23 protein-coding genes are annotated in these 21,858 nt (G+C 59.5%); 2 read left to right on the top strand and 21 right to left on the bottom strand.

The genetic code is table 11. From position 1 onward, the window contains the following. Positions 1–101 precede the first annotated feature (101 nt). From BUB69_RS23560 to BUB69_RS23475, 18 genes are all read right to left on the bottom strand, one after another. Positions 102–1,112, bottom strand: coding sequence for an aspartate-semialdehyde dehydrogenase (locus tag BUB69_RS23560; RefSeq protein WP_073171324.1), 1,011 nt, complete (start codon positions 1,110–1,112; stop codon positions 102–104). Between the two features lie 85 nt (positions 1,113–1,197). Continuing rightward, entirely contained in the window at positions 1,198–1,758 is a 561-nt protein-coding gene (locus BUB69_RS23555; RefSeq protein WP_073171320.1) for a DUF1285 domain-containing protein, read from the bottom strand. Positions 1,759–1,766: 8 nt separating this feature from the next. Further along, a complete protein-coding gene (locus BUB69_RS23550; RefSeq protein ID WP_073171376.1) occupies positions 1,767–2,369 on the bottom strand; it encodes a DUF4823 domain-containing protein in 603 nt (200 codons plus the stop codon). Positions 2,370–2,472: 103 nt separating this feature from the next. After that, entirely contained in the window at positions 2,473–3,135 is a 663-nt protein-coding gene (locus tag BUB69_RS23545; RefSeq protein WP_073171316.1) for a TetR/AcrR family transcriptional regulator, read from the bottom strand. 154 nt (positions 3,136–3,289) lie between these two features. Continuing rightward, the gene (locus tag BUB69_RS23540) at positions 3,290–3,940 is read right to left on the bottom strand and encodes a LysE family translocator (RefSeq protein ID WP_073171313.1); all 651 of its coding nucleotides are present in this window, start codon (positions 3,938–3,940) and stop codon (positions 3,290–3,292) included. 337 nt (positions 3,941–4,277) lie between these two features. Further along, complete coding sequence (locus BUB69_RS23535; protein WP_073171310.1) at positions 4,278–5,063, bottom strand: TatD family hydrolase; 786 nt, start codon at positions 5,061–5,063, stop codon at positions 4,278–4,280. Between the two features lie 14 nt (positions 5,064–5,077). Continuing rightward, entirely contained in the window at positions 5,078–5,434 is a 357-nt protein-coding gene (locus tag BUB69_RS23530; protein ID WP_073171307.1) for a PilZ domain-containing protein, read from the bottom strand. 31 nt (positions 5,435–5,465) lie between these two features. Further along, positions 5,466–6,452: a DNA polymerase III subunit delta' gene (locus BUB69_RS23525; protein WP_073171304.1), complete on the bottom strand. Its 987-nt coding sequence runs from the start codon at positions 6,450–6,452 to the stop codon at positions 5,466–5,468. Next, a complete protein-coding gene (gene tmk / locus BUB69_RS23520) occupies positions 6,445–7,077 on the bottom strand; it encodes a dTMP kinase (protein ID WP_073171301.1) in 633 nt (210 codons plus the stop codon). The genes BUB69_RS23525 and tmk overlap by 8 nt, the downstream gene beginning before the upstream one ends. Positions 7,078–7,096: 19 nt before the next feature. After that, the gene (gene mltG / locus BUB69_RS23515) at positions 7,097–8,233 is read right to left on the bottom strand and encodes an endolytic transglycosylase MltG (RefSeq protein ID WP_073171298.1); all 1,137 of its coding nucleotides are present in this window, start codon (positions 8,231–8,233) and stop codon (positions 7,097–7,099) included. 3 nt (positions 8,234–8,236) lie between these two features. Beyond that, entirely contained in the window at positions 8,237–9,052 is an 816-nt protein-coding gene (gene pabC, locus BUB69_RS23510) for an aminodeoxychorismate lyase (RefSeq protein WP_073171295.1), read from the bottom strand. Beyond that, complete coding sequence (gene fabF, locus BUB69_RS23505; protein ID WP_073171292.1) at positions 9,052–10,296, bottom strand: beta-ketoacyl-ACP synthase II; 1,245 nt, start codon at positions 10,294–10,296, stop codon at positions 9,052–9,054. Before fabF ends, pabC begins: the two co-directional genes overlap by 1 nt. A 113-nt stretch (positions 10,297–10,409) precedes the next feature. After that, the gene (gene acpP / locus BUB69_RS23500) at positions 10,410–10,649 is read right to left on the bottom strand and encodes an acyl carrier protein (RefSeq protein WP_073171289.1); all 240 of its coding nucleotides are present in this window, start codon (positions 10,647–10,649) and stop codon (positions 10,410–10,412) included. Between the two features lie 192 nt (positions 10,650–10,841). Beyond that, entirely contained in the window at positions 10,842–11,585 is a 744-nt protein-coding gene (gene fabG / locus BUB69_RS23495; RefSeq protein WP_024685224.1) for a 3-oxoacyl-ACP reductase FabG, read from the bottom strand. A gap of 15 nt (positions 11,586–11,600) precedes the next feature. Continuing rightward, positions 11,601–12,539: an ACP S-malonyltransferase gene (fabD, locus tag BUB69_RS23490; protein WP_073171285.1), complete on the bottom strand. Its 939-nt coding sequence runs from the start codon at positions 12,537–12,539 to the stop codon at positions 11,601–11,603. 114 nt (positions 12,540–12,653) lie between these two features. Next, positions 12,654–13,676: a phosphate acyltransferase PlsX gene (plsX, locus tag BUB69_RS23485; protein WP_073171282.1), complete on the bottom strand. Its 1,023-nt coding sequence runs from the start codon at positions 13,674–13,676 to the stop codon at positions 12,654–12,656. A 4-nt stretch (positions 13,677–13,680) separates the two neighbouring features. Then, the gene (gene rpmF, locus BUB69_RS23480; protein ID WP_003179396.1) at positions 13,681–13,863 is read right to left on the bottom strand and encodes a 50S ribosomal protein L32; all 183 of its coding nucleotides are present in this window, start codon (positions 13,861–13,863) and stop codon (positions 13,681–13,683) included. A 13-nt stretch (positions 13,864–13,876) separates the two neighbouring features. Next, positions 13,877–14,404 (bottom strand): YceD family protein, encoded by a 528-nt coding sequence (locus tag BUB69_RS23475; protein WP_004884585.1) that lies wholly within the window; start codon positions 14,402–14,404, stop codon positions 13,877–13,879. A 106-nt stretch (positions 14,405–14,510) separates the two neighbouring features. On the opposite strand from BUB69_RS23475, the gene BUB69_RS23470 reads away from it, so the two are divergent. Further along, complete coding sequence (locus tag BUB69_RS23470) at positions 14,511–15,089, top strand: Maf family protein (RefSeq protein WP_073171278.1); 579 nt, start codon at positions 14,511–14,513, stop codon at positions 15,087–15,089. Positions 15,090–15,143: 54 nt separating this feature from the next. Here the strand turns inward: BUB69_RS23470 and BUB69_RS23465 are convergent, their stop codons facing one another. The 3 genes from BUB69_RS23465 to rluC are packed head-to-tail and all read right to left on the bottom strand — an operon-like array spanning position 15,144 to position 17,775. After that, positions 15,144–16,142, bottom strand: a complete 999-nt coding sequence (locus BUB69_RS23465; protein WP_073171274.1) for a S49 family peptidase — start codon at positions 16,140–16,142, stop codon at positions 15,144–15,146. A gap of 24 nt (positions 16,143–16,166) precedes the next feature. Then, a complete protein-coding gene (locus BUB69_RS23460; RefSeq protein WP_073171271.1) occupies positions 16,167–16,829 on the bottom strand; it encodes an HAD-IA family hydrolase in 663 nt (220 codons plus the stop codon). Then, a complete protein-coding gene (gene rluC, locus BUB69_RS23455) occupies positions 16,819–17,775 on the bottom strand; it encodes a 23S rRNA pseudouridine(955/2504/2580) synthase RluC (RefSeq protein WP_073171268.1) in 957 nt (318 codons plus the stop codon). Before rluC ends, BUB69_RS23460 begins: the two co-directional genes overlap by 11 nt. A 725-nt stretch (positions 17,776–18,500) precedes the next feature. Between rluC and rne the strand changes: the two genes are divergently transcribed. After that, on the top strand, positions 18,501–21,767 hold the full coding sequence (gene rne / locus BUB69_RS23450; RefSeq protein WP_217654479.1) for a ribonuclease E: 3,267 nt from the start codon (positions 18,501–18,503) through the stop codon (positions 21,765–21,767). Positions 21,768–21,858: the final 91 nt, after the last annotated feature.

Here is a 21,858-nt window from a genome sequence, read left to right as displayed (position 1 = left end):
CCCTTGTTTAAAGATTCTCCATTGTCTGGAGAGGTAGTCCTGCGTTGGGTGTAAGGCGTGTCGCCGCTGGAACAATTATTCAAATTGTTGCCAAGTATCTTTTACACATCGTCTTTTATCAACAATTCGCCAACCTGCACAGCGTTGAGCGCTGCGCCTTTGCGAACATTATCCGAAGTCATCCACAGATTAAGTTGCTCACTGTCGTTTATACCGGCTCGCACACGCCCTACATAAACTACGTCCTGACCGACCGCATCGCCCACAGGCGTCGGATAATCTCCGGCATCGACAAGCTCGATGCCCGCCGCTGATTCGAGTGCTGCATTCACCGCAGCCAGATCGACCGGCGCAGCCGTTTGAATCGATACGGTGAAGCTGTCACCGAAAAATACCGGCACTTGAATGCAAGTAGCAGACACTTTGAGCGATGGCAGGGCCAGCAGTTCGCGCAACTCTTCAACCAGACGTTTCTCCAGCGGTACATGCCCTGAATCATCGGGCGTACCCACCTGCGCCAACAGGTTGAACGCCATCTGACGGTCGAAGAAGCGTGTTTCCAGTGGACGTACATTAAGCAGCTCGGTGGTCTGACGCGCCAGTTCGCTGACACCTTCACGCCCCTGGGCCGAAACCGCCAGGCACGCGGTGACCGAAATGCTGCGCATGTCGAGCAATTCGCGCAGCGGCGCCAGAACCAGGGCGACGGCCGTGGCCGATGCGCTGGGGCTGGAGACCAGACGCGACGATCCGCCCGACGTCAGCAACGCCGCGTTGATTTCCGGCACCACATTCGGTGCCTGCGAAGCAGGCAGCGCGCCAGACAGGTCGATGACCAGGCAGCCAGCCGCTACCGCCTTTTCGACATGGCTGCGACTGATGGCAGGGCCGGCTGCAAAGAACGCGAGCAGGACCTTGCCGAAGTCGAATGTATCAACCTCGCGCACGCGCACGTTCTTGCCGCGAAAAGGCACCGAATGGCCTGCCGATTCGATACTGGCCAACAGATGCAGATCGCCTACCGGAAAGTCTCGCTCCTCCAGTATCTGGACAATGGTTTCGCCGACAGTACCGGTTGCGCCGACGACGGCGATATCAAAGGACTGACTCATGCAAAAACCTCAGGAAAATCAGGGAGCGGCACTTTAACCGCCGAACTGCCGACAGGCAATTGACCCCATCGGATACTCAAGCGCCTCAGGGCTCCAGCCCAATCGGGAAAAACACGCCATCACTCCACACACCCAACCAGCGCTGTCCGTCGATTTCACGGCTGACCGCCAGCTCCACCAACTGATAGAACACATTGCGATGAATCAGCGCCTCAAGGTTGCTGCGCACATGAATGTAAGGGGCGGGTTCCTGCGTCTCTGGATCAATCAGGACCCGCAACGGGTGATCGACACCGGCCTGGGCTTCATCCTCGACATTGGTCACAAAGCGCAGGACCTGCGTCTCGCCCTCGCCTGTCACATGCAGCACCACAGCGATAAAAGGCGCGTCATCGACCTTGATGCCGACCTTCTCGACTGGCGTGATGAGGAAGTAATCGTCGCCGTCACGGCGCAGGATGGTCGAGAACAGCCGCACCATCGGCTTGCGCCCGATCGGCGTGCCCTGGTAGTACCAGGTGCCGTCGCGGGCGATACGCATATCGATATCGCCGCAAAAATCGGGATTCCAGAGATGAACAGGCGGCAAGCCTTTGCTCTTGGGGATCTGCGCAAACAGATCGTTGGCCTTGCCTGAATCGGTCATGCTTACTCCTAGCGCTCAACACCCAACAAGGTACGAGCGTAGTCTTCAAGGGGCGGACCTAGCAAATCTTCGGGACTGGTGTCATAGAGCGTCAGCAATCCGCCACGGCTGCGAATACGGGCGCTGTCGATCAGGTAGCGGGTGCTGGTCTCGATCAGCATGAGCTGAATGACGCCCGAGTCTACGCCCAGACGGTCCACCGCTTCCTGATCCGACCACTGATCGCCATTCCCTATACGGTCATCGGCCTTGGCAAAGCGGGTGTACAGCAGGTAGTGCGCGCCGGCACTTCGGGCCTCGATCATCGCTTCGTCAAGGCCAAGGGGCGCAGGCGCGCGACGGACCATGGGAAAGTATTCGATGAAGCCCTTGAACGCTTCTTCAGCCACAACGTTGGGCCGCGGATAAGCGTTGCCGGGCGGCACGAAGGCACCCTGAGCAATATAGATGAAGGAGTCGGGTTGCACGCGCCAGTTGGCAATGCGACGGGTTTCACTGTGATCAAGCAGGCCAGCATCGCTGAACTGCTCGCGAACGCCATTTCCCATGTCGCTGACTTTCATACAACCGCTCAACGCCAAAAACGTCAGCAGCAGAAACAGGCTACGCATCATCCCCTCCCAAGTGCCGGTGACGGAAAACCGGCGAATGGTCGTCGGATGCAGCTTCCGCGCCATCTCTGCTCAAGTGCGCGGCGAGTCTTGATCTACCGGGTCAGGATTCGACCGGATCAGGCCTGGGTTCGTGAGGCACATCCCCGTCGCGCTTGCGCTTGTTGCCCATGCGCACGCCGATGTCCATGAGGAAGTGGAAGAAGCCTTCCTGATCTTCCAGCACATTGCTCCAGAACGGCGAGTGATACAGCGCGACAGCGCCATGCACCAGCGCCCAGGCTGCGCAGTAGTGGTAGTAAGGCGGGACGTCTTCCAGCTTGCCTTCGGTGATGCGGCCCTTGATCAGCAGCGTCAGGTGCTCGAAGTTCGATGCGCGGATCTTGTGCAATTCTTCGACCAGCTCAGGCACCTGATTGCCCTTGACCACCTTTTCTTCGAGGCGATCAAAAAGGCGATAACGCTGAGGGTCGCGCATGCGGAACTCAAAGTAGGCACGTGACAGCGCCTCCTTGTCCTTGTCGACATCGGCCGAGTGCAGCAGCTCGTTCAGATCCCGCTCGTAATCGAGCATCAGGCGCAGATAGATCTCCGCCTTGGACTTGAAGTGCTTATAGATCGTGCCTTTGCCGATGCCAACGGCATCCGCGATCATCTCGACCGTGACGCTGTCTTCGCCCTGCTCGAGGAACAGTTTTAGCGCGGTGTCGAGAATTTCCTGCTCACGGCGGCGAAACTCACGGACCTTACGAGGTTCTTTTTGCATAAAAAGGTCTGTCAGGAATCGAAATCGAAGCCGCGTATTATGCCCAATTGGCGCTAAATTGCACGGATCATCCGACCATATAGAGGGAAATGAACAATTCAGCGCATCATTCGCAAATCACACCAAGGCAACGTTGTGCCCGTGACTCGGTTATTTAGTGGCTGATGCCGGGCACAGGACCGACAAACTCCAGGTAGCCGGTAATCACGACATAGAGCGTGAAATAGGCAAATATCAGTGCCGACGCAATATAAGACATTCTCAGCATGCGTTCGCCCATCAGGCGTCCACCCTGATGCGCCAGCGCGCAGAGCGTAATTGACCAGACCACGCCTGCCGCCACGAAACCTGCGAGAAACACCGAAGCACTGGCCAGGTCCGAACCTTGCCGCGCAATAAGTGCACCCCCTACCGCCGCAAACCAGAGGATGGCGCTGGGCGACGACATGGCCAGAAAAATGCCGCGAAAGAACAGCGCGCCATTGGTGTTGCCCCATTGCACGTTCTGGCTTTCAACGCCCGTGCTGACCGTGACGGCGCTCATGACCATTCTGAAACAGAACCACGCCAGCACCGCCGTACCGCCCAGCCATAGAACGTAGCGAACCACCTCGTATTGCAGCAGCACGGCCATGCCCAACATGGCCAGTACCGCATAGGCCAGATCGCCCACACAGGTGCCCAACCCCAGCCACAGCCCTCTGGAAAAGCCGCGCTGCATGGAAAGCGTAATCATCGCGATGTTCGCCAGGCCAATGTCCAGGCACAACGACAGACTCAATAAAAAACCGTTGGAAAAACCCACGCCACACCCTCGGACAGACCGTCTGGCAGCCAAAGCCATCGGCTCACCCTGCCCCACACAACGAACGCCATGAACATCGGCTCGAACTCATGCGCGAACGCCTATTGAGTGCTCAAGAACCGGTTTAGTATTCCAAAATTGTTTAAAAAATGAACAATTGCCGCTGGACGCCCCTCGATACTGGTCAATAATTAGACCGTTGGCGCGCCATTCCCCCAAGTGGTTCGCCAGTAAAGGCGCCAAAGGACAGCGTGCCTTTGTTTTACTCCTAATGGTCTTAACCCGGCTTCACCCCCCCAGAATCCGGGTTTTTTTTGCCTGCGATTTGACCATCCGCTCAGCGGCGCAGATGCGCCAGCGGGAACAGGCGAGCGAAGTTTTCGGTCGTCTGCTCGGCAAAGCGTTCGTAGGACTCACCGCGAAGCATGGCCAGAAACTCCGCGACTTCACGCACATACTGCGGCAGGTTCGGCTTGCCTCGGTAAGGGATCGGGGCGAGGTACGGGGAGTCAGTCTCGACCAGCAACCGGTCGGCAGGCACCTGGCGTGCGACATCACGCAGTGCGTCGGCATTGCGGAACGTCACGATCCCGGATAGCGAGATATAGAAGCCCAGATCCAGCGCCGCCCTGGCCATGTCCCAATCTTCGGTGAAGCAATGCAGGACGCCAGCCTGCGGCAGCGCCGCTTCGCGAAGAAGATCAAGGGTGTCGGCGCGCGCGCCTCGGGTATGCACGATAACCGGCTTGCCGGTCGTGGCAGCGGCCTGGAGATGCAGGCGGAACGACGCCTGCTGCAACTCGGCAGCTTCCGGCTCGTAGTGATAATCCAGACCGGTTTCGCCGATGGCCACTACTCGGGGATGGTCGAGTTCGGTCAGCAGCCAGTCCAGTGCCGGCGCTTCCCCAGGCTTCAGGTCGAGCGGATGGATACCGACCGAGCAATCGACATCGTCAAAACGCTCTGCCAGCGCCTTCACGGCCCCCGCATTGTCAGCGCTGACGCCGATGCACAGAAAATGCCCGACGCCCCTGCCCCGCGCAGCCTCAAGGGCGGCATCCAGAGAGCCATCGTGCTGGGTGAGGTCAAGACGATCAAGGTGACAATGGGAATCTACAAGCATGGGCAAAAGAACAACTACATCGTGTGGGTAGGACGGTCGGACTTCAGAGCGCCGACCAGATAGGTTTCAATCAGGTTGCGAGCCGTGTTGTCACCGTCATTGAATTGCACGCCGACACCCGCCGCGCGGTTGCCCTGCGCGCCCTTGGGGGTAATCCAGGTCACGCGGCCAGTGACGGGCACCTTCTCGGCCTCATCCATCAGGTTGAGCAGCATGAACACTTCATCGCCCAGCGTGTAACTCTTGCTGGTGGGAATGAACAGTCCGCCGTTCCTGATAAACGGCATGTAGGCCGCATACAGCACGGACTTGTCCTTGATGGTCAGGGACAGAATGCCGTTACGCGGACCTGTATTAAGCGGCGAACTCATGACAACACCTCAACGGTTGATGACCGGCAGTCTACGCCTGTCCGGGCAGCCCTGCCCACTGAACCAGCAGGGCTTCAAGCAACAGCACGCGATTGAGATTGGCCTTGGACATGACTTTCTGGCGTTGAGCCAATACCCAATCCTGAATATCCAGCACTTTGCCACGCGTGGACTTTTGCGCCAGGTATTGCACGACCTTGCGCATGTCACTCAGGCCGAGCCCCTCTTCATCTTCCGTCAGTTGATAACGCAGGATCAGGTGCGACCAGTCGCAGAACCAATCGAAAAGCAACAATAACGGAATGTCCTTCCAGCCTTCCGCCAGTTGGGTCGGCGATTGCTGCTGCTTGAGCAGCTTCTTTACGCCATCTACCACCAGGGCTCGCTGCTCGCGGACACCTTGCGCATGCAGCGAAACGGCAGCCAGAGGCGATCCGGCTGCCAGCGTGAGCAATTCCAGGCGCTCCTGACCGGAGCAATCAGGCAGCGCGGTATTCAGCCATTCCAGACTCATCCGCTCATCGGGCAACGGACAGACTTGCTGTACACAGCGGCTCTTGACGGTCGGCAACAGCCGACTGGGCTGATGGCTGACCAGCAACAGCACGGTATTGCCCGACGGCTCTTCAAGGCTTTTGAGCAAAGCGTTGGCCGCATTGATGTTCATCGCCTCGACCGGCTCGATGAGCACCACCTTGCGTCCCCCCATCTGCGAAGTCTGCACGACGAAACTGACCAGATCACGCACTTGATCGACTTTGATCGGCTTGTCGGCCTCTTCCGGTTCCAGCACGTAATTATCGGGATGGCTGCCAGCGGCCAGCAGCAGACAGGATTTGCAGCTTCCGCATGCATCCAGCCCTTCGAGCCGCTGACACAGCAGGCTGGCCATCAGCCGCTCGGCCAGAGCCCGCTTGCCGATACCGGCCGGGCCATGCAACAGGTATGCATGCGCATGCTGAGCACGTCCGGCCATCTGCTGCCAAAGCGTCTGTTGCCAGGGATAGGCCTCAGCCACGTCGCAATTCCAGCAGTTTTGGCAGCAAGGCGTCCAGCGCGAGCTGGACCTGTGCCAGGCTCTGCGCCGCATCCACCAATTGATAACGCGACGGCTGCGCAGCAGCGCGTGCCAGATAGGTGCTGCGCACCGCATCGAAAAATGCCCGGCCTTCCTGCTCGAAGCGATCCAGCCTGCCGCGCGCCGCGGCGCGTGAAAGACCGACCTCAACCGGCAGATCGAACACCAGCGTCATGTCCGGGCGCAGGTCTGCCTGAACGAACTGCTCCAGCACGGCAATGCGTTCCTGGGACAGGCCACGTCCGCCGCCCTGATAGGCGTAGGTGGCGTCCGTGAAGCGGTCGCAAAGGACCACCTGACCTTGCGCCAGCGCCGGGCGAATAACCTCGGCCAGGTGCTGGGCACGCGCAGCGAACACCAACAGTAGCTCGGTATCCGCGCACATGGCTTCGTCACTGGGCGCCAGCAACAGCTCGCGAATGCGTTCAGCCAGCGGTGTGCCGCCTGGCTCGCGGGTCAGCAAAACGTCGACACCCTGCGCGCGCAACTGCGCTGCCAGGTACTCGCGGTTAGTGCTTTTTCCGGCCCCTTCCGGGCCTTCAAGGGTAATGAACAGGCCAGTCACAGATAATCCTTAGTCATATTCATTGCGAGCCGGACTCGCTTTGCGAGGGGTCCGGCACAGCAGGCGCGGGCTCTGAGGAGGCCGGATCGGGCTCGGGCGCAGAGGTCGGTACCGGGGCCGGAATCGGTGCCGGGCTGGAGCGGTAGTCGGCACGTCGCTTGATCTGGTATTCGCGGACAGCAGCGTTATGGGCATCCAGATCAGCAGAGAAGACGTGGCTGCCGTCACCTTTGGCGACAAAGTACAAACTCTCACCCGCCACCGGATTGAGCGCGGCATGAATCGCTTCACGTCCGACCAACGAGATGGGCGTCGGCGGCATCCCGGCAATCACGTACGTGTTGTAAGGCGTCGCCTCTTTCAGATTGGCTCGAGTGAGCTTGCCGTTATAGCGCTCGCCCATGCCGTAGATCACGGTCGGATCGGTCTGCAACTGCATGCCGAGTTTGAGGCGTCGCACGAACACACCGGCAATCTGCCCGCGTTCCTGCGGTACACCGGTTTCCTTTTCGACCAGAGACGCCATGATCAGCGCCTGATAGGGATCGGCATATGGCACGTCTGCAGCGCGAGCAGCCCACTCTTCGTCAAGCACCTCTTCCAGACGACTGTAGGCTTGCTTGAGCAACTCGGCATCGGTCATGCCGCGTACGTAGCGATAAGTGTCCGGGAAGAAACGGCCTTCGGGAAATACGTCCGGGTGGCCGATTTTCTTCATCAGCTCGGCATCACTCAGGCCTGCCAGCGTCTGATCGAGCTTGACCTGTCTGGACAGCGCCGCGCGAACCTGACGAAAGTTCCAGCCTTCGACCAGCGTGAGGCTGTACTGCACGACTTCCTTGCGCTTCCAGACGCCGAACAAGGCGTTCACGTCCATGCCCGGGACCATCCGGTATTCGCCGCTATGAAGCGGTTGGCCGGACAGATTGAAGCGCCAGTACAGGCGCAACCAGAAGGCATCCTTGATGACGCCGTCGGCCTGCAGTCGGTTGAGGACGCCGGTCGGCGTCGAACCGGCTGGCACATCCAGCAATTGTTCCTGAGCGACCTCAAGCGGCTGATGCAACGCTTGATACTGTTGCCAGAACGCAAAACCCAGCGCCAGGCCTGCCAGGACGACAGCGGTTTCCAGCAACACGAATATTTTTCGGATCACGAATCAGATATCCAGAAGGGCGCGAGCAATGCCTTGCAGTTTACGGGTCAGCGGGCCAACGGGCCAGCCGAGGTGTTCGAAACCGCACACCGGCCAGATGCCATAAACGCTGTTGCACAGGAACACTTCGTCAGCCTGCGCGAGGTCAGACGCGTACAGATCACGGATATCGACAGCGACGCCCAGGGTTCGTGCCTGATCCAGCAATTCGGCGCGCATCACGCCAGCGACGCCACATCGACTCAGGTCAGCGGTCAGTAATCGCCCCTCCGACACCAGAAACAGATTGCTGTAAACACCCTCGATCAGACGGCCTGACGTATCGCAGACCAGTCCTTCGGCATGCTCGGTGTCCTGCCATTCCGAGCGCGCCAACACTTGCTCAAGACGGTTCAGGTGCTTGAGGCCTGCCAGCAGCGGCTGCTCGGCCAGACGGGTCTTGCAAGGAAACAGGCGAACACCGGTATCGGCATGCGCAGCCGGGTATAGGGGCGCCGGACCACCCTGCAGGATTCGCCGTGACTGGGTATCGGGGGCCGGGCCGTAACCGCGCTGGCTGTCGCCTCGGGTCAGGATCAGCTTCATGACGCCCTCACCGAGCTGGCCTGCGAAACGGGTCATTTCAGTACGCACCAGCGCCTTATCGACCGGAATCGCCAGGCGCTGACAGGCAGTCTCAAGGCGTTGCAGATGTCGCTCGAACATCAACGGCTGCCCCGCTTTAACGGCAACGGTCTCAAACACACCGTCGCCGTAGGCCAGACCTCTGTCCTTCAAGGACACGGTATCGGCCGGGCAACCGTCGATCCAGCCGAGCATTAGTCAGCTAACCGGCGAAACACCAGCGAGCCATTGGTGCCACCGAACCCGAAGGAGTTCGAGAGTACGACGTCAATCGGCATGCGGCGGGCTTCGTGAGGCACGAAGTCCAGATCGCAACCTTCGCCCGGCTCGTCCAGGTTGATGGTCGGCGGAGCGACCTGATCAACCAGCGCCAGTACACTGAAGATCGCCTCGACTGCGCCCGCTGCACCGAGCAGGTGGCCAGTCATCGATTTGGTGGAGCTGACCGCCAGCTTATAAGCGTGATCGCCAAAGACACTCTTGATCGCAGAAGCTTCCGCCAGGTCGCCAGCAGGCGTGGAGGTGCCGTGTGCGTTGATGTACTGCACCTGATCAGGATTGACCTTGGCATCGCGCAGAGCGTTGACGATACACCGAGCTGCACCCGCACCGTCATCCGGTGGCGAAGTCATGTGGTAAGCATCACCACTCATCCCGAAACCTACCAATTCGGCGTAGATGGTCGCGCCACGGGCTTTTGCGTGCTCCAGTTCTTCCAGAACCATCGCGCCGGCACCGTCGGACAGAACGAAACCGTCACGACCCTTGTCCCAGGGACGGCTGGCACGTGTCGGATCATCATTGCGGGTGGAAAGCGCACGCGCCGCGCCAAAACCACCCAGCCCCAGACCGCAGGCCGCCATCTCAGCACCACCGGCGATCATGACGTCGGCTTCGTCGTAGGCGATATTGCGCGCCGCCATGCCGATGCAGTGAGTGGCCGTGGTACAGGCCGTAGCAATGGCGTAGTTGGGTCCCTGTGCGCCCAGATGGATGGACAGGAAACCGGAAATCATATTGATGATCGAGCCTGGCACGAAGAACGGAGAAATCCTCCCCGGCCCCTGCTCGTGCAGCAGGCGGCTGCTGTTTTCGATGTTGGTCAGACCACCGATACCCGATCCCATGGCAACGCCAATGCGCTCGCGGTTTGCGTCGGTGACTTCCAGACCCGCGTTGCGCACAGCCTGAAAGCTGGCAGCAAGTCCGTATTGAATGAAAAGATCGAGCCGACGCGCTTCTTTGGGCGCCAGGTACTCTTCCACGTTGAATCCCTTGACCGAGCCGCCGAAGCGGGTGGTGAAGGCAGACAGATCCGTGTGCTCGATAAGGCCAATGCCACTGCGGCCCGCCAGAATGCCTTGCCAACTGCTGGGCACATCATTACCCAGTGGCGACAGCATGCCCATCCCGGTGACCACGACGCGTCTACGCGACACAGGACTCTCCTTTTCTCTCGTTAACGGAACATCACAACGTTTTTTAAAGAAAAAACCGCACGCCGATTAAAGCAGTGCGGTTTTCCCGTGACAGCAAGCAGCGATTACGAATCTTAAGCAGCCTGGTGGCCGTTAACGTAATCGATAGCAGCTTGAACGGTAGTGATCTTTTCCGCTTCTTCGTCAGGGATTTCGGTCTCGAATTCCTCTTCCAGAGCCATAACCAGCTCAACGGTGTCCAGGGAGTCAGCGCCCAGGTCTTCAACGAAAGAAGCAGTGTTGACAACCTCTTCTTCCTTGACGCCAAGTTGCTCGGCAACGATTTTCTTGACGCGCTCTTCGATGGTGCTCATACCTAGTTTTAACTCCTAGTGGAAATATTCAGGCATCTGGCCAGAAGGTAAGTGTATAGAAGAGGTTTTACGTTTTTCAAGCATAACGCTCTCCCCCCTTGCCCAACCGCCCGTTTACCTATTTATAGATTGCAGCTTTATAACGGATTTTAGACAGATCGTATGACATTTTTTTGAAACAGATCGTCACATTCAGCTCATGTACATGCCGCCGTTGACCGGGATTGTCGCCCCGGTCACGTAACCCGCTCCTTCGGATGCAAGGAAGGAAACCACGTTGGCGATTTCCTGTGCCTGCCCCAGACGGCCCAGAGGGATCTGGGTGATCAGGGACTGGCGCTGTGCTTCCGGCAGCTCACGGGTCATATCTGTATCAATGAAACCTGGCGCTACCGAGTTCACGGTCACGGCACGCGAACCCACTTCACGGGCAAGAGCACGACTGAAACCTTCCAGCCCGGCCTTCGCGGAAGCATAGTTTACTTGACCGGCATTGCCCATGGCACCCACTACGGAACCAATGCTGATGATACGACCCCAGCGAGCCTTGGTCATACCGCGCAGTACGCCCTTGGAAAGGCGGAACAGACTGTTGAGGTTGGTGTTGACGACGTCATACCATTCGTCGTCTTTCATGCGCATCATCAGGTTATCGCGAGTGATGCCCGCGTTATTGACCAGAATCAACGGCGCACCGACACGCTCCTGAATGGTCGACAGAACCGAGTCGACCGACTCGGCGCTGCACACATCCAGCATCAGGCCGAAACCTTCGATGCCGGCCTCCTTGAACGCCGCGCTGATACGCTCGGCACCGGACTCGGAAGTCGCAGTCCCCACGACCACAGCACCATTGCGTCCCAACTCCAGGGCAATGGCTTGACCAATACCACGGCTGGCACCAGTCACCAGTGCAACTTTACCTTGCAGGCTCATGCAGGCTTCTCCTAATCAGGCCAGTGCCGCACGCGCGGCGGCAAAGGCATCTGGGGTATCCAGGTTGTAAGTAGTCACGCCCTCGGCGCAACGCTTGTTCAGACCGGTAAGCACCTTGCCCGGCCCACACTCCACCAACTGGGTTGCACCACGGCTTGCCAGGCACTGGATGGATTCCACCCAGCGAACCGGCTTGTACAACTGCTCCAGCAAATCTCGCTTGAGCGTCTCCAGATCACTTACCGCACTGGCGCTGACGTTCTGCACCAGAGCAATCTCGGGGGCCTGCCATTCAATGGCCTCGATGGACTGGGCAAAGCGCTCGGCGGCCGGACGCATCAATTCGCAATGCGAAGGAACGCTGACTGGCAACGGCAATGCACGCTTGGCGCCCCGTGCCTTGCACAGCTCCATGGCGCGCTTCACCGCCTCAGCGGATCCTGCGATCACGACCTGGCCCGGCGAGTTGAAATTCACCGCACTGACTACATCGCCCTGAGCCGCTTCGGCGCAGGCTGCAATGACATCGGCATCGTCCAGACCCAGAATGGCAGCCATCCCGCCCTGACCGGCAGGAACCGCTTCCTGCATCAACTGGCCACGGCGCTCGACGAGCTTGACCGCGTCGGCCAGGCTCAGGCTCTGCGCTGCAACCAGCGCGCTGTACTCACCCAGACTATGGCCCGCGACAAAGGCGGGAATCGCGCCGCCTTCCGCCAGCCAGACATGCCACAACGCGACGGAGGCAGTCAGAATGGCAGGCTGAGTCTTGTCGGTCTGATTCAGCAGTTCGGCAGGACCAGCCTGAGTCAGTGCCCAGAGGTCATAGCCCAGCGCATCGGACGCCTGTTCAAAAGTATCGAGGATCAACGGATGCTGCTCGGCCTGCCCGGCAAGCATGCCCAGCGATTGCGATCCTTGACCCGGAAATACGAATGCGAGGGATGCAGACATTTAACAAGCCCCTGAATGGTTGTCACAAAAAATGCGTTCGGCATGGCCAAACACGGTATTCAAAATTACATGACTGCTCGGTTGGATGACCGGGCAGTCTAATGCGTCACATTTTCAGACCCGGTCGTTCTGAAGCAAGGCCTCAAGCTGCCCACGCAGCCGCTGAGGCTGGTTCTCGCGGGTTTCGATCAACGCACGGTTGATCGCACTCTGAAACCCCTGAGCACTCGCGGAGCCATGGCTCTTCACGACAATACCCTGCAAGCCCAGCAAGCTCGCTCCATTATGACGGGCAGGTGCCAGATCGGCCTGCAGACGCTTCAACAACGGCAGCGCCAGTGCGCCCACAGCCTTGGTCAGCAGATTGCGACTGAACAGCATCTCGATCCGGGCAGCGATCATGGAGGCGAGCCCCTCGCTGGACTTGAGCAGCACGTTGCCGACAAAGCCGTCGCACACCACCACATCCGCCTCCCCACGGTACACACCATCACCTTCGACATAGCCGATGTAATTGAGCCCCGGAGCTGCCTGCAGCAGACTGGCCGCCCGCTTGACCTGCTGATTGCCCTTGATGTCTTCGGTGCCGACATTGAGCAAGGCCACCCTGGGCCTGACAATACCCAGCGTCTCAGCCATCACCGAGCCCATGACCGCGAACTGATATAGCGTTTCGGCGCTGCAATCGACATTGGCACCCAGATCCAGCAACTGACAATAGCCCGCGCGTGTCGGAATGGCAGCAATCATTGCCGGACGGTCGATACCCGGCAACGTCTTGAGCACAAACCGCGACAGCGCCATCAATGCACCGGTATTGCCCGCACTGACGCAGGCCTGCGCCTGACCGCTGGCAACCAGCTCCAGCGCAACGCGCATCGAGGAATCCGGCTTCCCGCGCAACGCCTGCGCAGGCGGCTCATCCATGGTGATGACTTCGTCAGCATTGATAATCTGCAGGCGCGAGCGATCCACACCAGACTGGCGGGCGATCAGTTCTTCAATCAGGGAGGCTTGGCCGACAAGGGCCAGATGAAGCGAGGGCGTAGCAGTCAGGCACGCGAGGCTTGCCTGAACAATGTTGCGGGGACCGAAGTCCCCGCCCATTGCGTCGATCGCAATGATCGGAGCGGACAAGAAATTACTCGTCAGCGCCCTTGTCGATCACTTTACGACCACGGTATACGCCTTCTGGCGATACGTGGTGACGCAGGTGAACTTCACCAGTGGTCTTTTCTACCGACAGAGTGCTTGCCTCAAGAGCGTCGTGCGAACGACGCATGTCACGGGCAGAGCGGGATTTTTTGTTCTGCTGAACAGCCATAATTGATTAACTCCTAAACGTTTGGGTCACGCTTTAACTGCGCCAATACACTGAACGGGTTGGACCGTGTCACCTCGTCCACGCTCGGTTCGGGCTCATCGAGACCCGCCGGTTGCTGGCATTCTTCCGGATGATGAGCAGGCACGATGGGCAAGGCGAGCAAAAGCTCCTCCTCGATCAGTGCCAGCAGATCCAATGGATCTTCGCCCAGTTCCAGCACGTCATAACCTTTCGGTAACGACTGGGTATTCGCACCCTCCTTCACCACAGCGTAACTGCATTCGCTGTGGATCGGCAGGGTGACCAGCTCAAGACAACGCTGGCAAACCATCTTGACCGAGACATCTATCGCACTGTGGATAACCACCGAACGGCGTTCGTCACGCTCGAAAATGAATTTGGCCTGCACCGTACCGACATTGTCGGCAAGCGGGTCGCAGAGTCTCTCCAAATCGGCCAGCAGCACTTCGCCCTGAAGGGTAGTGCCGCGATCAGCCAATTTGCGCGGGTCAACGTGAGGTGGAATCGGGTCATTCAACATAGGCGCAGCATTCTAGGGATGCCCCCTTGGCATGTCAAAGGAAATTCAGGCCTGTTCGCAACTCCGATGGATCATTAGAATCTGCGCTCAGCCCATGGAGAATCGCATGCCTTCCCTGCTTCTAGCTTCCAGCTCGATTTATCGCCGCGAACTGCTCACCCGACTGCGCTTGCCGTTCACCTGCAAATCGCCTGATGTCGATGAAAGCAGACGCCCTGGCGAGCCCGCTCTGGAACTGGTGAAGCGCCTCGCACAGAAGAAGGCACAGGCGCTTGCGAGTGAGCATTGCGACCATCTGATCATCGGCTCGGACCAGGTGGCCGTGCTCGGCGATCAGATACTCGGCAAACCTCATACCTTCGAGCGCGCACTGGAGCAACTGTCCGCCGCCAGCGGCAACAGCGTGACCTTCCTGACCGGCCTGGCCCTGCTTAACAGCAAGACCGGCGTCTGCCAGGTGGACTGCGTTCCCTTCACGGTCCACATGCGCAAACTCGACAACGCCAGCATCGAGCGCTACCTGCACGCGGAGCAGCCTTTCGACTGCGCAGGCAGCTTCAAGGCTGAGGGCCTGGGTGTGAGCCTGTTTCGCGCCACCGAAGGCAGTGACGCCACCAGCCTGATCGGCCTGCCACTGATCCGACTGGTGGACATGCTAATAAAGGAAGGAATCCCCCTTCCCTGATCCAGCAAGAAAAAACCCGACGCGCGTCGGGTTTTTTACAGGCTGCGCGTGCGATCAGCGCAGCGTCGGACCATTGAAGCCCGCCAGCATGGCCAGCCGCTCGGCAATGCTGGTCCCGAGCTTCTTGGAGAAGCGATCAAAAGGCGACTCTTCAACGGTGTAGTCGACCATATCCTTTTCGCCAATCACCTCGCGCGCCACGTAGGCAGCACTGCCCAGACCGTCCACCAGACCCAGCCCGACTGCCTGCTCGCCGGTCCAGACCAGACCGGAAAACAGCTCTGGGTGATCCTTGTCCTTCAGACGCTCGCCACGACCCTGCTTGACGCTGGCAATGAACTGACGATGCGTGGTGTCCAGCACACCCTGCCAGAACTGCGTCTCATCGGCCTTCTGCGGCTGGAACGGATCAAGAAAAGCCTTGTGCTCGCCAGAGGTGTAGGTCCGGCGATCGACACCCAGCTTCTCCATCGCACCGACAAAACCAAAACCCGCCGCCGTGACGCCGATGGAGCCCACCAAACTCGCCTTGTCGGCATAGATCTGATCCGCCGCACTGGCAATGTAATAAGCCCCGGAAGCGCCCAGATCACTGATGACCGCGTATACCTTGATATCGGGCTTCTGCGCACGCAGGCGACGAATCTCGTCGTAAACGTACCCTGACTGCACAGGGCTGCCGCCCGGGCTGTTGATGTTCAGAATCACGCCCTTGGTCTTGGCGTCTTCGAATGCAGCCCGCAGCCCGGTGATGATGTTGTCGGCACTGGCAGGCTCCTTGTCGGCGATCATGCCCTGTACATCGACCACGGCGGTATGACTGGCCCTGCGCGAGGCACCACCACTTAGATCCAGCATCGGGACGATGAGCACCGTGAACAGCACTGCAAACGTCAGGAGCTTGAAAAAGATCCCCCAACGACGCGCGCGACGCTGCTCCTGAACACTGGCCAGCAGCGTCTTTTCCAGCAACTTCCAGCTTTTCGCCTCTTCCTTGCTGTCAACGGCCTCATCCACCCTTTGGGAGGCAGGCGCTTTCCATTCGTCAGACATGCTCAACTCGCTCCAACCCGATAATTAAACGCCGCACCGGTTCAACCAGGTGCGCAGCTCCGAAAAGTGTTCGATGGCCAGACAAGGCTGGTACTCACGCAGCGAATCCAGCGATTGCGCGCCGTAGCCCACCGCAACCGAATCCATACCCGCATTGCGCGCCATCTGTAGATCGAACGACGAATCACCGATCATCAGCGAACGCTCGGGGGCAACATCACAATGCGCCATGATTTCGTGCAACATCAGCGGATCAGGCTTGCTCGCCGTTTCGTCGGCAGCCCGGGTGATGTCGAAAAAATCCTGCCAGGCGTTGGCCTTGAGCACTCGATCCAGCCCACGACGCGCCTTGCCCGTCGCAACCGCCAGCCGATACCCCTCATGACGAAACGCCTGCATGGACTCCAGCACCCCCTCGAACAAGGGCGATGGCACTTCATCCATGGCCATGTAACTGTCAGCGTAGCGCTGCCGAAAGTCGATCAGCTCGTCAGCGGTAATCAGCGGATAAAGGGTGCGAATCGCCTCCGGCAGGCCCAGACCGATAATGCCCTTGATCGCATCGTCGTCCCGCACCGGCATATCACCGCCGATAGCCGCAGTCCGCATGGCGTGAACAATGCGTCCGATAGAGTCTGCCAGCGTGCCATCCCAGTCAAAAATCAGCAGATCGTAATCACGGCGCACTCAAACGCTCCACAGTCTTGGCCCACATTTCATCAACCGGCGCCTGCAAGGTCAGCTTGCCGCCATCCTGCAGCGGCACGGTCAACATGTAGGCGTGCAGAAACAGGCGCTTGCCGCCCAGGTCGCGAATTTCGCGACTGAAATCCTCATCGCCGTACTTGGTGTCACCCGCAATCGCATGCCCGGCATGCAGCGTGTGAACGCGAATCTGGTGAGTACGACCGGTCACCGGCTTGGCCTCGACCATGGTGGCGAAATCGCCGAAGCGGCGCAGCACCTTGAAGATCGTCAGCGCCTCCTTGCCTTCTTCGTTGACTTCAACCATTCGCTCGCCGGAACGCAGATTACTCTTGAGCAACGGCGCACGGACCTGCTTGACGGCCGTCGGCCAGTTGCCACGCACCAGCGCCATATAGCGCTTATCCACGCCGTCGCCGCGCAGGGCTTCATGCAGGTGGCGCAACATGCTGCGCTTCTTGGCAATCATCAGCAGGCCGGAGGTGTCGCGATCCAGACGGTGCACCAGTTCCAGCTCCTTGGCATCAGGGCGCAACTGGCGGAAGGCTTCAATGACACCGAAGCTCAGGCCGCTGCCACCATGCACGGCAATGCCGGCGGGCTTGTTGAGCACGATCAGCGCCTTGTCCTCGTAAACAATGGCTGCTTCCAGGCGCTGCAAAAGCCCCTGCGCAACGGGCACAGGCTCGTCGCGCTCAGGCACACGCACAGGGGGAATGCGGACGATATCTCCTGCCTGCAACTTGTACTCGGGCTTGATCCGCCCCTTGTTCACACGCACTTCGCCTTTGCGCAAAATGCGGTAAATCAAGGTCTTGGGCACACCCTTGAGATAAGTGATCAGAAAATTATCGATGCGTTGACCGGCAAGTTCCGGCGCAACCTCTACCAGCTGGACGCCGGGGGTTGGAGGGGCAATATTCGTCATGCCGCAAATCATAACAATTTTTTATGGATTTGAAGCACTTAATGATTGCTGCTATAGTCGCGAACGCCGCCAAAAGCGGCCGGACAGCGGACCAACGGTTGACAACCGACCCTGACCAACGCAATTCAACAGGACGTGAGGCCGTCCTACGAGGCTTTCGGTGACAACGCAGCATGCTGGAAACGTAACAAGCGCGGGTGACATGAGGCCGGAAACACGCCAGATCGCTGAGCAGACAGCTCGCCTTCAGTGCGAATAATTCACGGCCAGTTCACAAGGTGCAGTCGCTTCCAGACGCTACGAGCGAATGTTTCGGGAACAACGCCTAAAGCCATGATGCGCGACCTTCCCTATCGAAGATCGCGGTAAATGCCAACCCGCTGCGGATTCTGCGCGCGGCAGCACCCGAATTATCAGGGATACGTGTAGGGTGGAGACGCACAACCATCGGACTGTGTAGCAAAAGGCTTGTTCTAGACGCTTCATCTCGTCCGCTACCGATGGTCGATTCCTCCTCCTGACAAAGCTTTTGCTGAAAGGGTGTCCTAGGTCACCACAGCAAGCAGGAAACGTCGTCGCGACGCCCTGCCCCTTCTGGGCAGGAAAATCGCTAGACACTGGAGTGTCCAACCACTCTTGACGTGCCCTGACACCGACCGTGAGAAGTCGTGTGTGCCGAACGCCGTTTCCGGCAGCCCGGAAACCGACGGTACTACATGAAAAGAATGCTGATTAACGCAACTCAACCTGAAGAGTTGCGTGTTGCACTGGTAGACGGCCAGCGCCTCTACGACCTGGACATCGAATCAGGTGCACGCGAGCAGAAAAAGGCCAACATCTACAAAGGCCGTATCACTCGCATCGAACCAAGCCTTGAGGCTGCCTTTGTCGATTTCGGCTCTGAGCGCCACGGCTTTCTGCCCCTCAAGGAAATCTCCCGCGAGTACTTCAAGAAAGCCCCTGAAGGCCGCGTCAACATCAAGGACGTCCTGAGCGAAGGCCAGGAAGTCATCGTTCAGGTCGAGAAAGAAGAGCGTGGCAACAAGGGCGCAGCCCTGACCACCTTCATCAGCCTGGCAGGCCGCTATCTGGTCCTGATGCCAAACAACCCGCGTGCCGGCGGCATTTCGCGTCGCATCGAAGGTGAAGAACGCAATGAACTGCGTGAAGCACTGAACGGCCTGATCGCACCGGCCGACATGGGTCTGATCGTGCGCACCGCAGGTCTGGGTCGCAGCAGCGAAGAGATGCAATGGGACCTCGATTACCTGTTGCAACTGTGGACCGCCATCAAGGAAGCGTCCCTGGATCGCTCCGCACCTTTCCTGATCTACCAGGAAAGCAACGTCATCATCCGCGCCATCCGCGACTACCTGCGCCAGGACATCGGTGAAGTCCTGATCGACAGCGTCGAAGCCCAGGAAGAAGCGCTGACCTTCATCCGCCAGGTGATGCCGCAGTACGCCAGCAAGATCAAGCTGTACGAAGACAGCGTTCCGCTGTTCAACCGTTTCCAGATCGAAAGCCAGATCGAGACCGCTTTCCAGCGCGTCGTCGAACTGCCTTCCGGTGGCTCCATCGTCATCGATCCGACCGAAGCCCTGGTGTCCATCGACATCAACTCGGCGCGCGCCACAAAAGGCAGCGACATCGAAGAAACCGCCCTGCAGACCAACCTTGAAGCGGCTGAAGAAATCGCCCGCCAATTGCGCCTGCGTGACATCGGCGGCCTGATCGTCATCGACTTCATCGACATGACGCCGGCCAAGAACCAGCGCGCCGTGGAAGAAAAGGTCCGTGAAAGCCTGGAAGCCGACCGCGCCCGCGTTCAGGTCGGTCGCATCTCGCGCTTCGGCCTGCTGGAAATGTCCCGTCAGCGTCTGCGTCCATCGCTCGGCGAAAGCAGCGGCATCGTCTGCCCGCGCTGCAACGGCACCGGCATCATCCGTGATGTTGAGTCGCTGTCGCTGGCCATCCTGCGCCTGATCGAAGAAGAAGCCCTGAAAGACCGTACTGCCGAAGTACGCGCCCAGGTGCCGATCCCGGTTGCTGCATTCCTGCTCAACGAGAAGCGCAACTCGATCACCAAGATCGAACTGCGCACCCGTGCACGCATCATCATCCTGCCGAACGATCATCTCGAAACTCCGCACTTCGAAGTGCAGCGTCTGCGTGATGACAGCCCGGAAGCCCACAACAACCAGTCCAGCTACGAAATCGCTGCTGCCGCTGCCGAAGTGGAAGAAATCGCTCCGCTGGCTGCAGCGACCCGCACCCTGGTTCGCCAGGAAGCGGCAGTCAAGACAGCCCCGGCTCGCGCCAATGCGCCAGTTCCTGTGGAAGCCGCCCCGGCAGCGCCAGCGCCGGTCATGCCCGAGCCAAGCCTGTTCAAGGGCCTGGTGAAATCGCTGGTCAGCCTGTTCGCGACCAAGGAAGAGCCTGTTGCACCGGTAGTGGTCGAAAAACCAGCTGCCACCGAACGCCCGGCCCGCAACGAGGAACGTCGTAACGGTCGTCAGCAGAGCCGCGGTCGCAACAATCGTCGCGACGAAGAGCGCAAGCCTCGTGAAGAACGTGCTCCACGTGAAGAGCGTGCAGAACGCGCTCCGCGCGAAGAACGTGCACCTCGTGAAGAACGTGCTCCACGCGAAGAACGCGCACCTCGTGAAGAGCGCACACCTCGCGAAGTACGTGACGACGCAGCAACGACCACCACTCCACGTGAAGAGCGTCCGGCTCGCACCTCCCGTGAGCGCAAGCCTCGCGAAGGTCGTGAAGAGCGTCCGGTGCGCGAACTGCGCGAACCTCTGGATGCCGCACCTGCGGTGAGCCTGGCACGCGAAGAGCGTCCTGAGCGCGCACCGCGTGAAGAACGCCAGCCTCGTGCCCCGCGTGAAGAGCGTCAGCCACGTGCCGAGCAGGCGGTTGTTGAGACGAGCGAAGAAGAAGTGCTGCTCAACGAAGAGCAGGCTCACGAAGACAACCAGGACAGCAACGACGGCGAACGCCCTCGTCGCCGCTCCCGCGGTCAGCGTCGTCGCAGTAACCGTCGTGAACGTCAGCGTGACGCCAACGGCAACGTGATCGAAGGCTCCGAAGAGAACGGCAGCGAAGAAGAGCAAGGCACTGATGTGGCTGCCGGTCTGGCCGCTACCGCTGCTGTCGCCAGCACCGTGATCAGCGCTCCTGCCGAGGCTCAGGCCAACGAGCAGGCCGAACGCGCCAACAGCTCCGTTGAAGCGCCTGTGGCTGATACTGCAGAGCCAACGCCGGTTGTCGAGACACCCGCGACCGAAGCGCCAGCGGTTGAATCGCCTGTCGTTGAAGCACCGGCCGAACCAGCGCCAGTCGCAGCAGAACCGACTGTCGAACTGCCTGCTGTCGAAGCGCCTGTTGCTGACGAAGCACCAAGCGTACACGCGGCCCCTGAGGTTGAGGTTCAACCGACAGTGACCGAAGCACCGGCCATCGCTGCGCAGACCGAACTGTTTGAAGCGCCTCACGCAGAGCGCGTCGTACCGTTCACGCCAACGCCGGAACCCACGCCAGAGCCGCAGGCTCCGGTCGAAGCCAAGGCCCAGGAAGACGTGCCAGCCACTGAATCCGCCGAGCTGCCAACACCTGCCCCTGCTGCAGAGCCTGTGTTCGTGAAGGAGGAGCCTGCTCCGTACTTCGCACCACAAGCCCCCGCGGCTGAAGAGGCACCGGCTGTGCACGAAGCTCAAGAGCCTGTGGCTGTTGAAGCCCCTGCCTTGCCGGTCAGCAGCACAGGTCGTGCACCGAACGATCCTCGTGAAGTTCGTCGCCGCAAGCGTGAAGAAGAAGCTCGCCGTCAGAAGGAAGCCGAACAGGCCGCCTCCGCTACGCCGGTCGTTGCCGAACCTGCACCGGTTGCGCCTGAAGCAGAATCGGCCCAGCCTTCGCTGACAACCGAGGAAAATGCTGAGCAGCAACACGCCGGGAAAGAAACCGAGCCTAAACCCCTCGTCTAAACCCGACCCATGAAAAAGCCCTGCCTGTGCAAACAGGCAGGGCTTTTTTATGCCTGCGATTTGAGCGATCCGGTGATTGATCGCACCCAGC

Source organism: Pseudomonas asturiensis (assembly GCF_900143095.1).
Classification (GTDB): domain Bacteria; phylum Pseudomonadota; class Gammaproteobacteria; order Pseudomonadales; family Pseudomonadaceae; genus Aquipseudomonas; species Aquipseudomonas asturiensis.
The sequence above is the reverse complement of the archived record's forward strand: the minus strand, read 5'-3'. Positions and strand labels throughout refer to the sequence as shown.

Excerpts from the sequence above, each read along its gene's own strand:
- rne (WP_217654479.1), top strand. The coding sequence starts at position 18,501 with ATGCTGATTAACGCAACTCAACCTGAAGAGTTGCGTGTTGCACTGGTA.
- BUB69_RS23470 (WP_073171278.1), top strand. The coding sequence starts at position 14,511 with ATGCCTTCCCTGCTTCTAGCTTCCAGCTCGATTTATCGCCGCGAACTG.
- fabD (WP_073171285.1), bottom strand. The coding sequence starts at position 12,539 with ATGTCTGCATCCCTCGCATTCGTATTTCCGGGTCAAGGATCGCAATCG.
- pabC (WP_073171295.1), bottom strand. The coding sequence starts at position 9,052 with ATGCTCGGCTGGATCGACGGTTGCCCGGCCGATACCGTGTCCTTGAAG.
- acpP (WP_073171289.1), bottom strand. The coding sequence starts at position 10,649 with ATGAGCACCATCGAAGAGCGCGTCAAGAAAATCGTTGCCGAGCAACTT.
- BUB69_RS23465 (WP_073171274.1), bottom strand. The coding sequence starts at position 16,142 with ATGTCTGACGAATGGAAAGCGCCTGCCTCCCAAAGGGTGGATGAGGCC.
- BUB69_RS23560 (WP_073171324.1), bottom strand. The coding sequence starts at position 1,112 with ATGAGTCAGTCCTTTGATATCGCCGTCGTCGGCGCAACCGGTACTGTC.
- rluC (WP_073171268.1), bottom strand. The coding sequence starts at position 17,775 with ATGACGAATATTGCCCCTCCAACCCCCGGCGTCCAGCTGGTAGAGGTT.
- BUB69_RS23555 (WP_073171320.1), bottom strand. The coding sequence starts at position 1,758 with ATGACCGATTCAGGCAAGGCCAACGATCTGTTTGCGCAGATCCCCAAG.
- BUB69_RS23475 (WP_004884585.1), bottom strand. The coding sequence starts at position 14,404 with ATGTTGAATGACCCGATTCCACCTCACGTTGACCCGCGCAAATTGGCT.
- BUB69_RS23550 (WP_073171376.1), bottom strand. The coding sequence starts at position 2,369 with ATGCGTAGCCTGTTTCTGCTGCTGACGTTTTTGGCGTTGAGCGGTTGT.
- rpmF (WP_003179396.1), bottom strand. The coding sequence starts at position 13,863 with ATGGCTGTTCAGCAGAACAAAAAATCCCGCTCTGCCCGTGACATGCGT.
- fabG (WP_024685224.1), bottom strand. The coding sequence starts at position 11,585 with ATGAGCCTGCAAGGTAAAGTTGCACTGGTGACTGGTGCCAGCCGTGGT.
- BUB69_RS23530 (WP_073171307.1), bottom strand. The coding sequence starts at position 5,434 with ATGAGTTCGCCGCTTAATACAGGTCCGCGTAACGGCATTCTGTCCCTG.
- BUB69_RS23535 (WP_073171310.1), bottom strand. The coding sequence starts at position 5,063 with ATGCTTGTAGATTCCCATTGTCACCTTGATCGTCTTGACCTCACCCAG.
- BUB69_RS23545 (WP_073171316.1), bottom strand. The coding sequence starts at position 3,135 with ATGCAAAAAGAACCTCGTAAGGTCCGTGAGTTTCGCCGCCGTGAGCAG.